The organism is Micromonospora sp. 067-2 (assembly GCF_046549295.1).
In the GTDB taxonomy this organism is placed as follows: domain Bacteria; phylum Actinomycetota; class Actinomycetes; order Mycobacteriales; family Micromonosporaceae; genus Micromonospora.
The window spans coordinates 111,783-123,889 of sequence record NZ_JAJPWB010000013.1 but is presented as its reverse complement, the minus strand read 5'-3'; the positions used below and the strand labels follow the sequence as shown (position 1 = coordinate 123,889).

Genomic DNA, 12,107 nt, shown 5'->3' with positions numbered 1-12,107 from the left:
GGATCGCATGCCCCGCGCCCCGCGCCCCGCGCCCCGCAGAGCGTGATGCCTCAGAGGCATAAATATGCCTCTGAGGCATCACGCTCACAACAGTGACCGGCACCCCACGCCTTGATAAGCACGGCCTCGTGAGGCCGCGCAGAAGAGCCACCTCGCAGAGCCGCTGACCTTGCGTCGGCCTGGCTGGGTGAGAGCAGATTGTGGCAGAGAGCAAGCACGTGCTCGGCAACGTTGTGGCCAGCCTCGATGACGAGGCTCACCGCCTTATAGCCATCCGGTACCGGGACGGGCCGTCCTCCACCTGCTCGCGCCCGTGGGCGGCACCCTCAGTAGGACTTGTCCTGGCCCAGCACGTGTTGGGCGACGAAGTTGAGGATCATCTCGCGGCTGACCGGGGCGATCCGGCCGGCCCGAACGGCGCCGAGGAGGGTCGCCACCCCGTACTCGGTGGTCATGCCGGCCCCGCCGAGGGCCTGCACGGCGGTGTCCACGGCGAGGGCGGCGGCCTCCCCGGCCGCGTACTTGGCCATGTTGCCGGCGACTCCGGCCTCCAGGTCGCGGCCGGCGTCGTACAGGGTGGCGGCCTTCTGGATCATCAGGCGGGCCAGCTCGACCTGCACCGCCGCGTGCGCCAGCGGGTGGGCCACGCCCTGGTGTGAGCCGATCGTCCGGCCGCCCCAGACCTTGCGGGTGGCGGTGTAGTCGGTGGCCCGTTCGATGGCGTACCGGCCGGTGCCGGCGCCCATCGCTGCCACCGTGATCCGTTCCGGGTTCAGTCCGGCGAAGAGCGCCGGCAGACCGGCCTCCAGCGACTCACCGAGCAGCGCGTCGGCGGGCAGCCGCACGTCGTCCAGGTAGAGCAGGAACTGGTTCTCCGGGGACAGGATCTCCATGTCCAGCTTGGACCGGGTCAGCCCCGGCGCGTCGGTCGGCACGAGAAACAGCGCGGGCTTGAGTCGTTGCGGAGCTGCGTCCCCCGAGCCGGCCTGGCCGTCTCCGACGGCGACGCGGGCCACCACCAGCACGTGGCCGGCCTCGTCGACGCCGGAGATGTAGCACTTGCGGCCGTTCAGCAGCCAGTCGTCGCCGTCGCGTCGGGCCACCGTGCCGAGCCGGTGGAAGTTCGAGCCCGCCTCCGGCTCGGTGATGGCGAAGACGATCTTCGCCGACCCGTCGGCGAGGCCGGGCAGGTGCCGCTTGCGCTGCTCCTCGGTGCCGTGCCGGTGGATCACGGTGGCCGCGATGGCGGGGGAGACCACCAGCAGCAGCAGCGGGCAGCCGGCGGCGGCCAGTTCCTCGCAGACGATGGCCAGCTCGGTGATGCCGCCGCCCCCGCCGCCGTACTCGGTGGGAATGTTGACCCCCAGGTAGCCGAGTCGGCCGGCGTCGGCCCACAGCTCGCTGGTGTGCTCGCCGGTCTTCGCCTTCTCGACGAAGTAGCCGTGGCCGTACCGGCGGCCCAACGCCCGCACGGCGTCCCGTAGCTGATCCTGTTCGGGGGTGAGGTCGAAGGTCATCGGGAGTCCTCCTCGGATGTGACCACGGCCAGCACGGCACCGGTGCGTACCTGACCGCCGGCCGGCACCGGCAGTTCGGCGACGATGCCGTCGGTCGGGGCGAGCACGGGATGTTCCAGCTTCATGGCTTCCAGCGTGAGCAGCAGATCGCCGGCCTCGACCCGCTGGCCGACCTGGACGTGCACCCGGGTCACCGCGCCCGGCAGCGGCGCGAGCAGCGACCCGGCGGCCACCTCCGCGGTGGGCAGCGGGAAACGCGGCACCTCGGCGAGGCTCGCCGCCCCGTCCGGACCGTCCACGAACACCGCCAACCCCACCCGGTGTACGCGGTACGCGCGCCGCACCCCGTCGACGTCGAGCACCACCCGGTCCGGGGTGGCCTCGACCAGCGCCACGGTGGGCGCGACCGGTGCGGCCGAGCCGGTTTCCCGCCGGTCGGCCGAGCCCTCGGCCGCACCGGTAGCCGGCGTGCTGGACCATTCGGCGAGTCGGCCGGTGCGGTCCAGGCGGTAGTGGACCTCGATCTCGCCGTCCGGCCGGGTGAAGCGGGTGACCTGGCGGACAGCGGGCACGTTGCGCCAACCCGAGGGGAGCCCGCCCAGCACCGGCGCCGTCGATCGGCGCTGGGCGGCGCCGGCCAGCGCGGCCGCGAGCGCGGTGACCGGGAGCTCGTCGGCGGGGAGCAGCGGAACGAAGACCTCCGGATGCCGGTCCAGGAAACCGGTGTCGATCTCGACTGCCCCGAACTCCGGGCTGCGCAGCACCCTGACCAGCAGGTCCCGGTTGGTCGCCACCCCGTGCAGCTCGGCCCGGGCCAGCGCGCCCGCCAGTGCCCGGGCCGCCTCGGACCGGGTCGGTGCCACGGCGATCACCTTGGCGAGCAGCGAGTCGTAGTGCACGCCCACCACCGAGCCTGCCACCACGCCGGAGTCGAGCCGCAGGCCCGACCGCTGGAGCCAGCCGAACTCGCGGTCCACCCCCGGCACGTCGAAGCGGTGCAGGGTGCCGGTGGCCGGCCGCCAGCCCTGGGCCGGCTCCTCGGCGCACAGCCGTACCTCGATGGCGTAGCCGCGGGTGGCCGGATAGCGGGCGTGCTCGGGCAGCGGGGCACCCTCGGCCACCAGCAGTTGCAGCCGAACCAGGTCCAGGCCGGCCGGGGTGGTCAACTCGGTGACGGGGTGCTCGACCTGGAGCCGGGTGTTCATCTCCAGGAAGAAGAACTCGCCGGTCGGCGCCAGCAGGAACTCCACCGTGCCGGCACCCACGTAGTCGACCGCGCGTCCCGCCGCCACCGCCGCCTCGTGCACCTGATCCCGCAGCTCCGCGGGGATGACCCCGGGCGCCTCCTCGATGATCTTCTGGTGCCGGCGCTGGATCGAGCACTCGCGCACACCCAGCGCGGCGACCGTACCGTGGGTGTCCCCGAAGATCTGCACCTCGACGTGCCGGCCGCGCTCGACGTACCGCTCGAGGAAGACCGTGCCGTCGCCGAACGCGGCGGCCGCCTCGCGGCGCGCGGAGGCCACGGCCTCGGCCAGCCCGGCGGCCTCCCGGACGATCCGCATCCCGCGCCCACCGCCACCGGCGGACGCCTTGACCAGCACCGGGAAGTCGGTGATCCCGTCGGTGTCGGTCCAACTGGGCAGCATCGGCACACCCGCCTCGGCGAGCAGTGCCTTCGCCGCCAGCTTGTCGCCCATCGTGGCGATCACCTTGGCCGGCGGCCCCACCCAGGTCAGCCCCGCGTCGGCCACCGCCGCCGCGAACTCCGCGTTCTCGGCCAGGAAGCCGTAGCCCGGGTGCACGGCGTCCGCGCCGCTCCTGCGCGCCGCGTCCAGGATCAGATCCACCCGCAGGTACGTCTCGGCCGGCGCGTCACCCGGCAGCCGGACCGCCTGGTCGGCGTCGGCCACGAACGGCGCGTCGGCGTCCGCGTCGGAGTGCACGGCCACCGTCTGCACGCCGAGCGCCCGGCAGGTCGCGAAGACCCGGCGGGCGATCTCGCCCCGATTGGCCACCAGAAGTCGAGTAATCACGAGTGCAGCCCCCTACATCCGGAAGACGCCGAAACCGTCGGCGCCCTTCACCGGTCCGTTGTGGATCGCCGAGAGGCAGAGCCCGAGGACGGTACGGGTGTCCCGAGGGTCGATGACCCCGTCGTCGTAGAGCCGGCCGGAGAGGAAGAGCGCGCCCGACTGCGACTCGATCTGCTGCTCGACCATCATCCGCATCGCCGCGTCGGACTCCTCGTCGTAGTCGCGCCCCCGGGCGGCGGCGGCCTGCCGGGCCACGATGGAGAGCACACCGGCCAGCTGCGCCGGGCCCATCACCGCCGACTTGGCGTTGGGCCAGGTGAACAGGAACCTCGGCTCGTACGCCCGACCGCACATGCCGTAGTTGCCGGCCCCGTACGAGGCGCCCAGGTTCACCGTCAGGTGCGGCACCGTCGAGTTGGATACCGCGTTGATCATCAATGCGCCGTGCTTGATGATGCCGCGCTGCTCGTACTCGGTGCCGACCATGTAGCCGGTGGTGTTCTGCAGGAAGATCAGCGGGACGTCGGCGGCGTTCGCGAGCTGGATGAACTGCGCCGCCTTCTGCGCCTCCTCGCTGAACAGCACCCCCCGGGCGTTGGCCAGCACGCCCACCGGGTATCCGTGCAGCTCGCCCCAGCCGGTGACCAGCGCATCCCCGTACGCCGGCTTGAACTCGTCGAAGGCGCTGCCGTCCAGGACCCGGGCCAGCACCCCCCGCGGGTCGAACGGCACCTTGAGATCGGCGCTGGCGATCCCGAGCAGCTCCTCCGGGTCGTACGTCGGCGGCTGCGGCACGGGCGTACGCGGCGCAGGACCCTGCTTGCGCCAGTTCAGCCGGCGGACGCACTGACGGGCCAGCCGGATGCCGTCGCGCTCGTCGGAGGCCAGGTGGTCGGCGAGCCCGGACGTGGCCGCGTGCATCGCCGCGCCGCCCAGCGACTCGTCGTCGGTGACCTCGCCGGTGGCCATCCGCACCAGCGGCGGCCCGGCCAGGTAGACCTGCGACCGGTCCTTGATCATGATCACGTGGTCAGACATCCCCGGCACGTACGCGCCACCGGCCGTGGCGTTGCCGAAGACCACGCTGACCGTGGGGATGCCCGCCGCGGAGAGCCGGGTCAGGTCACGGAACACCCGACCGCCCGGAATGAAGATCTCCGCCTGGGTGGGCAGATCCGCCCCGGCCGACTCGACCAGGTTCACCATCGGCAGCCGGTTGGCCAGCGCGATCTCGCCGGCCCGCCGGGTCTTCGCCAGGGACCACGGGTTGACCGCGCCGCCGCGTACCGTCGGATCGTTGGCGATGATCAGGCACTCCACGCCCTCGACCACCCCGATGCCGGTGACCACGCTGGCGCCGACCGGGAAGTCCGTGCCGTACGCGGCGACCGGCGACAACTCCAGGAACGGGCTGTCGGCGTCCACCAGCAACTCGATCCGCTCGCGGGGGAGCAGCTTGCCGCGGGCGTGGTGCCGCGTCACGTACTTCTCGCCGCCGCCGGCCCGGGCCTGGTCCAGAGCGGCGTCCAACTCGGCCAGCCGGTCCAGCAGGGCCGTCCGGTTCGCCACGAACCCGGTCGCGGACGGGTCGACCGCGCTCTCCAGAATGCTCACAGGCCCATTCCCTTCGCGACGATCTCGTTCATGATCTCGGTGGTGCCGCCGCCGATGCCGAGGATCCGCGCGTCGCGGTAGTGCCGCTCCACCTCGGCGTCACGGAGGTAGCCGAAACCGCCGTGCAGCTGCAACGCCTGGTCGACGACGTGGTCGCAGGCGGCCACGGCCACGTTCTTGGCCATCGCCACCTCGGTCACCACCGGCTCCCCGGCCGCCACGCGGGCGGCCACCTCGTGCACGTACGACCGGGCCGCCTCGGCACGGGTGTGCATCTCGGCGAGCCGGTGCCGGACCAGCTGCCGGCTGACCAGCGGACGGCCGAAGGTCTCCCGCTGCCGGCACCAGCGCACGGCCAGCTCGACGCAGCGCTGCGCGATCGCGTACGCCTGAGTGGCCAGCGAGAGCCGTTCCGCCGCGAAGTGCTGCATGATCGCCAGGAAGCCGGTGTTCTCCGCGCCGATCCGGTTCGTCACCGGCACCCGCACGTCGACGAAGGAGAGTTCGGCGGTGTCCGAGCAGTGCCAGCCGAGCTTCTCCAACCGACGGCCGACCGTGAAGCCGGGTGTGTCGCGGTCGATGACCAGCAGGGTGAGCTCACCGCTACCCGGAAAGTCGGTGCAGACGGCCGTGGTCACGAAATCGGCCCGGTGCCCACTGGTGATGTACGTCTTCGACCCGTTCACCACGTAGTGGTCGCCGTCCCGGCGGGCGGTGGTGCGGATCCCGGCGACGTCCGAGCCGCCGTCCGGTTCGGTGATCGCCAACGCGCCGATCATGGTGCCGGCCAGGGTGGGCCGGACGTACCGGTCGACCAGGTCGTCCGCCGCGTCGGGTGTGGCGGCGCCGCCGCGTCGCCCGGCAAGCAGGCCGCCGGAGCCGGCGCCGGCTGCCGCGACCATGTGCGGCAGCGCGATACCGTGCGTGAACAGGGCGGCGACCAGGCCGGACGAGCCACCGGAGCGGATCAGCTCCTCGGTCACGATGATCGAGTCGAGCAGGTCACCGCCACTGCCGCCGACCGACTCGGGAAAGCCGATGCCGAGCAGGCCGAGCTGGGCGGCGGTCACGTGCAGTGCCCGGGGCACCTCACCGGCGCGTTCCCAGTCGTCGAGGTGCGGTAGCACCTCGCGGGTCACGAACGCACGGGTCAGCTCACGCAACTGCCGCCGCTCCGGCGTGTCCACGATGCTCACGGGATGACCCCTGTTCGCGACTGCGGGGCTCCCAGGACCGGCCCACTCCTCGCGCTCACGGCGTCACGTCGGCCGGTAGGTCGACGATCCGGGAGCGCAGCAGCTCACCGAGCGCCTTGGCCTGCGGATCGAATCGGGTGGACGCGGCCACCCCGGCACCGAGCAGGCCCTCGACCACGAAGTTGACCGCCCGCAGATTCGGCAGCTCGTACCGCCGCACGTCCAGCGGAGCGGTCTCCGGCAGCAGTTCGGCCAGCCGTTCGACGGTCAACCACTCGCGCAGCCAGCCGTACCCGGCGTCGGAGCGCGCCCAGACGCCCAGGTTGGCGTCCCCGCCCTTGTCCCCGGAGCGCGCGCCGACCAGCTCACCGAGCGCCCCCCGCCGGGTCGGACCCGCGACCGCGGCCGTTCCACCGCCCGGCGACGTCCCGGCGTCGGGCGCGGGCTCGGTGCGGATCGGCGGGGCGACCGGCACCCGCTGGCCGCTGGGCAGCACCGCCACGTGCGCCACCGCGTCCTGCGCCACGGTGTCGGCGGTGAACACGCCGTACGGTGTCGCGTCGCCCGGCAGGGTGGTCAGCGTGCAGCCCGGGTAGGAGGCCAGCGCCAGTTCCACCGCGGCGGCCGAGAAGGCCCGCCCGGCCCGTGCCCTGTCGCTGTCGCGCAGGTGTACGTGCAGCAGTGCACTGGCCGTCTCGGTGTCCACGGCGTCCGGATGGTCCGTCCGGGCCAGCACGAACTCCAACCCGTCCTTGCCCACCGCCTCCTCGACCTGGCCCCGGACAAGGGCCGCCTTCGCCTCGATGTCCAGCCCGCAGAGGACGAAGGTCATCGAGTTGCGGAAGCCACCGAGGTTGTTGACGCCCACCTTCAGTGTCGGCGGCGGTGGGGTGCCGCGGACGCCGGAGACCAGGACCCGGTCCGGCCCGTCGGGGCGCAGCGTCACCGTGTCCAGCCGGGTCACCACGTCCGGCCCCAGGTACGCCGGCCCGCCGATCTCGTACAGCAGTTGGGCGGTGACCGTCTCCACGGTGACCGCGCCGCCGGTGCCCGGATGCTTGGTGAGCACCGCGGAGCCGTCCGCGTGCACCTCGGCGATCGGGAAGCCGGGCCGGTGCCCACCGTCGGGCAGCTCGGAAAAGAAGCTGAAGTTGCCGCCGGTGACCTGCGCGCCGCACTCGACGAGGTGCCCGGCGACGGTCGCCCCGGCCAGTTCGTCCAGGTCGTCGCGACTCCACCCGTACCGGGCGATGGCCGGGCCGACCACCAGCGACGCGTCGGTGACCCGGCCGGTGACCACGACGTCCGCCCCGCCGTCGAGGCAGGCGGCGATCCCGAACGCGCCGAGGTAGGCGTTCGCGGTCAGTGCGTCCGGCCGCTCGATCGCGTCGCCCTCGACGTACCCCACCCGGGTCGGCAGACCCAGTCGGTCGCCGAGCCGTTCGATGGCGGCGGCCAGGCCGGCGGGGTTCAGGCCGCCGCCGTTGGTCACGAGCCGTACGCCCCTGTCGAGGGCGGTGCCGAGGCAGGTCTCCAACTGGCGCAGAAAGGTCTTCGCGTAGCCGAGATCGGGGTCGCGCAGCCGATCCCGGCCGAGGATCAGCATGGTCAGCTCGGCCAGGTAGTCGCCGGTCAGCACGTCCAGCTCGCCGCCGTCGAGCATCTCCCGCCAGGCGGTGAAGCGGTCACCGTAGAAGCCGGAGGCGTTGCCGATCCGGATCATGCCCGTACTCCGTCTGCACCGGCGGGCGCGGCGGCCGGCTCGCGGCCGGCACCCGGCGGGCCGGCGAAGGCCTGGGCCACGTCGAGCCACTCGTCGGCGACCGGGCCGCTGGCCAGCAGGGCGAGGTCGGCGCGGTGCCGGCGCTGGGTGACCAGCAGGCAGAAGTCCCGGGCCGGGCCGGTCAGCCGGTCGGCGGCGTCCGACGGACCCCAGCTCCAGGTGTCGCCGGAGGGGCCGGTCAACTCGACCCGGACCGGCGTCGTCGGTGCGGGCCGGCCGTGCGCGGCGAAACCATGCCCGAGGGTACGCACGCCGAGGTGCGCCACGTGTCGGAGCCGGTCACTGGCCGGCCGGACGACGCCGAGCGCGTCGGCCACGTCCTCGCCGTGCGCCCAGGTCTCCATGATCCGGGCGGTCGCCATCGAGGTGGCCGACATCCGGGTGCCGTACCAGGGCAGCTTCTCGCCTTCCGGCACGGCGGCCAGCGCGACGGCGAGTGCCGTTCGGCCGGCCCGCCAGCGGGCGAGCAGTTCGGCCGGCGGGGCGAGGAACTCCTCGGCGCCGACGTCGACCAGCCGGGTCGGATCGGGGGCAGCGGTCACCGATGCGAAGAACGCCGCGGGGTCGGTGGCGGCCAGCAGCGCCACGTGGTCGGTCCAGGCGAGGTGGGCGATCTGGTGCCCGATGCTCCAGCCGGGCGCGGGCGTCGGTCGCGCCCACGCGCCAGCCGGCAGCGGGCCTACCAGGGCGTCCAACTGATCGGACTCGTCGGCCAAATCAGCGAGCAGGTCCTCGAGGTCGACCATCGTGCCTCCGGTGAAGGGCGGGCCCGGCAGCGGGCGGCGAGTCAGAGCGGGCCCGGTAGCGGGCGGCCGGTCAGGGCGTGAGCAAGGTGGCGAGCTGGCGTTTCCAGGTGGCGAGCAGAGCAGTGCGGCGGGCCGAGTCGTCGCTGAGCAGATTGGCCACCCCGAGCCCGCGGAGCAGGTCGAGGGTGGCCTGCACAGCCTCGCGGACACCGGGCCGGCGCTCGTCGACGCCGAGCAGGGCGACGGTGAGTCGGTGCATCTCCCGGCCGACCGTCGCCTCCAGCGGCACCAGGGCGTCCCGAAGCTCCCGGTCGGTGCGGGCGGCGACCCAGAGCTCGAGGGCGGCCACGAACAGTGGGCCGGTGAACGCCACGCCGAGCAGGTCGATCACCCGGTCGAGCCGCTGCGGCCCGGCCGGCAACGCCTCGGCTTCGGTGCGCAGCTCGGCGGCCCGCCGCTCAGCGAGATGGGCGACGGCGGCCGTCACCAGCGCGGCCTTCGTCGGATAGTGGTGCAGTTGGGCCCCACGGGACACGCCGGCCCGCGCCGCGACGACGGTGGTCGTGGTGCCGGACCAGCCGTGCTCGATCAGGCAGTCGACGGTCGCCTCCAGCAGCCTGGCCTGAGTGACGCGGCTGCGTTCCTGCTGAGGGACGCGCGTCGATGCTGTGGACACGGGAACAGCCTGCTGCCTGGGAAACAAACAGTCAAGACTGACTTTTTTAGTGTGCTGCCGCACCCTTGGCCGCGCGGAGGGTGCGACGGCGGCGAGGCGTCGGGGTGGGCGACGGTGTGCTGGCGTGCTTTGGAGCTGATGTCGCAGACGATTCAGCTCCAAAGGCACCCGACCCCACCTCCCGACCTGCTGGGTCAGCGGCCGTCGCGGGGCCCGAAGACGACGAGCGCGTCAGCGTCGCTGTGCTGGGAGCGCAGGTACTCGTCGGCCCAGGCGGCGGCGTCGGGGAAGGTCGACTCCGCCGCCACCCGCGCGCACGCCGCATCCACGTCGAAGGCGGTGCGGCGCAGCTGTACCCCCGGCCCGAGCAGCGCCCACCACGCGCCAGCGCCCCCGTACGGCATGCCGACGCTGCCAGGGTTGACCACCAGGCGGCGATCGACCAGCCGGGTGAAGGGCATGTGGGTGTGACCGCAGACCACCGTCGAGATCGCGGCCGGGAGACCGGCGAACACCTGTGCCCAGCGCTCCATCCGGGAGTCGACGAGCACGACCTCCTCGTCGTCTCGTGGGGTCGCGTGACAGAAGATCGTCGGACCGAGACCGTCGATCTCGAACGTCGCCGTCGCCGGTAGCGCGGCGAGACGGGACAGCTGGTCGTCGCGGAGCTGCCCGGCGGCCCACTCGGACACCTCGATCGACGCGGGCTGCCCCGCCCGTGACTCGACCAGCTCACGGTCGGCGTTGCCACCCACCCAGCAGACGCGGTCGCCGAGATCGGCGAGCACGTCCAGCACCTCGACCGGTTGCGGGCCGGCCGCGATGTCGCCGGTGAGCACGATCAGGTCGGCGGCGGCGACATCCGGCTCGGCCAGCACGGCCTCCAGTGCGGGCAGTACGCCATGGATGTCGGAGAGCACCGCAACCCTGTTCACCATGGCGCCACCCTCGCCCCGGATGCCGCGCCGAGTCCAGCGATTCTGGGGCGGGCAGAGGGAGGGGGCCGGTGGGCGGGTGCCTGCTCAGACGCGGGCGCGGCGGGCCAGGCGCTCCGGGTCGAGGATGATGATGCTCTTGCCGTCCAGGCGCAACCACCCGCGCGAGGCGAAGTCGGCGAGCGCCTTGTTGACCGTCTCACGGGAGGCGCCGACGAGCTGGGCGATCTCCTCCTGCGTGAGGTCGTGGGTCACCCGCAGCACGCCGCCGTCCCGGGTGCCGAACCGGCCGGCCATCTGGAGCAGGTTCTTGGCGACCCGACCCGGCACGTCCGTGAAGATCAGGTCGGCGAGTGAGTCGTTGGTCCGGCGCAGGCGCCGGGCGAGCACCCGGAGCAGCTGCTCGGCGATCTCCGGGCGGTTGTTCAGCCACGGCCGCAGTGCCTGCTTGCGCAGTCGCACCAGCCGCGTGTCGGTCACCGCGGTGGCGGTCGCCGTACGCGGACCCGGGTCGAAGAGCGACAGCTCACCGACCATGTCCGACGGGCCCATCACCGCGATCAGGTTCTGTCGGCCGTCCGCCGCGCGTCGGCCAACCTTGATCTTTCCGGACAGCAGGATGTAGAGGCTGTCGCCGGGCTCGCCCTCATTGAAGACGATCTCGCCCTTGCGGACCTCGATCGTCTCCATCTCCTTGGCGAGCGCCTCGGCAGCTTCCGGGTCGACACCCTGGAAGATCCCGCTGCGGGCCAGTACCTCGTCCATCGCGCACCTCCGGTTGCGCGTGCCGTCTTCCCGGCCGGGGCCGCCGTCCGCTGACCCCCTCACGCGCCGTCAAGTCTAGGCGCACATGAGCATGAATCAGAGGTCGCCCCTGGAATCTTGATCGGTGGGCGTAACCTGCCCGACGTGTTGAGCGAGCCGACCCTGACCAGCCGCGTCGAAGACGGGTGGGACATCCCGCTGCTCGTGTGGCGCACCGACGGGCCGCTGAGGGCGATCAGCAGCGGCCCACTCGGAGGCGGCCTCGGCGTCCGGCGCTGGGTGTTGAACGCGACCGTGCCCATGTCGTACGACCGCGACGACCCCGCCGGGCACCTGGCGGCGCTCGCCGCCGACCTCGACCTCGACGGACCCGGGGTGGGCCTGTTGACCGGTGTCGACGTGACCGAGGTGGTGACCCGGACCGACGCCGGGGTGCGCGCCTGGGCGACCGTCGGGCTCGGCACCCCGGTGCCCGCCGCGGTGCCAGCACCGGCCGCGCTCACCCAGCAGGTCGGAACGGTCAACATCGTGGTGTACGTGCCGGCCCGACTCGCCGACTCGGCGCTGGTCAACGCGGTGGCCACCGCGACCGAGGCGAAGTCCCAGGCGATCATGGAGCTGGGCCTGTCGGGCACCGGCACACCGACCGACGCGGTCACCGTGCTCTGCCCCGTGGACGGGCCGGAGGCCCGGTACGGCGGACCGCGCTCCGCCTGGGGCGCCCCGCTCGCCTGGGCGGTGCACGCCGCGGTGCTCACCGGCGGTGACCGGCCGGTCCTGCCCTGGTCGGACCGGCTGAACGGCTGAACTTCCGACCGATCGGCCGTCGTCGGCGCGTT

At 72.9% G+C, this 12,107-nt stretch carries 10 protein-coding genes; 1 reads left to right on the top strand and 9 read right to left on the bottom strand.

The genetic code is table 11. From position 1 onward, the window contains the following. Positions 1 to 326: 326 nt before the first annotated feature. The 9 genes from ACLJN9_RS28360 to ACLJN9_RS28320 all read right to left on the bottom strand — a co-directional run bounded on the left by ACLJN9_RS28360 (position 327) and on the right by ACLJN9_RS28320 (position 11,268). Positions 327 to 1,517, bottom strand: a complete 1,191-nt coding sequence (locus ACLJN9_RS28360; RefSeq protein WP_410814691.1) for an acyl-CoA dehydrogenase family protein — start codon at positions 1,515 to 1,517, stop codon at positions 327 to 329. Then, a complete protein-coding gene (locus ACLJN9_RS28355; protein ID WP_410814690.1) occupies positions 1,514 to 3,553 on the bottom strand; it encodes a biotin carboxylase N-terminal domain-containing protein in 2,040 nt (679 codons plus the stop codon). The genes ACLJN9_RS28360 and ACLJN9_RS28355 overlap by 4 nt, the downstream gene beginning before the upstream one ends. A gap of 12 nt (positions 3,554 to 3,565) precedes the next feature. Then, positions 3,566 to 5,167, bottom strand: a complete 1,602-nt coding sequence (locus tag ACLJN9_RS28350) for an acyl-CoA carboxylase subunit beta (RefSeq protein ID WP_410814689.1) — start codon at positions 5,165 to 5,167, stop codon at positions 3,566 to 3,568. Further along, positions 5,164 to 6,363, bottom strand: a complete 1,200-nt coding sequence (locus ACLJN9_RS28345) for an acyl-CoA dehydrogenase family protein (RefSeq protein WP_410814688.1) — start codon at positions 6,361 to 6,363, stop codon at positions 5,164 to 5,166. The genes ACLJN9_RS28350 and ACLJN9_RS28345 overlap by 4 nt, the downstream gene beginning before the upstream one ends. Before the next feature lie 55 nt (positions 6,364 to 6,418). Then, complete coding sequence (locus ACLJN9_RS28340; protein WP_410814686.1) at positions 6,419 to 8,086, bottom strand: acyclic terpene utilization AtuA family protein; 1,668 nt, start codon at positions 8,084 to 8,086, stop codon at positions 6,419 to 6,421. Continuing rightward, positions 8,083 to 8,892 carry a TIGR03084 family metal-binding protein gene (locus ACLJN9_RS28335; RefSeq protein WP_410814685.1) on the bottom strand — a complete coding sequence of 270 codons (810 nt, stop codon included), beginning with the start codon at positions 8,890 to 8,892 and terminating at the stop codon, positions 8,083 to 8,085. Before ACLJN9_RS28335 ends, ACLJN9_RS28340 begins: the two co-directional genes overlap by 4 nt. Positions 8,893 to 8,962: 70 nt before the next feature. Continuing rightward, positions 8,963 to 9,568: a TetR/AcrR family transcriptional regulator gene (locus tag ACLJN9_RS28330; RefSeq protein WP_410814684.1), complete on the bottom strand. Its 606-nt coding sequence runs from the start codon at positions 9,566 to 9,568 to the stop codon at positions 8,963 to 8,965. A gap of 194 nt (positions 9,569 to 9,762) precedes the next feature. Beyond that, positions 9,763 to 10,506, bottom strand: a complete 744-nt coding sequence (locus tag ACLJN9_RS28325; RefSeq protein WP_410814682.1) for a metallophosphoesterase family protein — start codon at positions 10,504 to 10,506, stop codon at positions 9,763 to 9,765. A gap of 84 nt (positions 10,507 to 10,590) precedes the next feature. Next, on the bottom strand, positions 10,591 to 11,268 hold the full coding sequence (locus tag ACLJN9_RS28320) for a Crp/Fnr family transcriptional regulator (protein WP_007466162.1): 678 nt from the start codon (positions 11,266 to 11,268) through the stop codon (positions 10,591 to 10,593). A gap of 144 nt (positions 11,269 to 11,412) precedes the next feature. Here ACLJN9_RS28320 and ACLJN9_RS28315 point away from each other — a divergent pair, with 144 nt between their 5' ends. Next, on the top strand, positions 11,413 to 12,075 hold the full coding sequence (locus ACLJN9_RS28315; RefSeq protein WP_410814681.1) for an adenosylcobinamide amidohydrolase: 663 nt from the start codon (positions 11,413 to 11,415) through the stop codon (positions 12,073 to 12,075). The last annotated feature ends 32 nt before the right edge of the window (positions 12,076 to 12,107 follow it).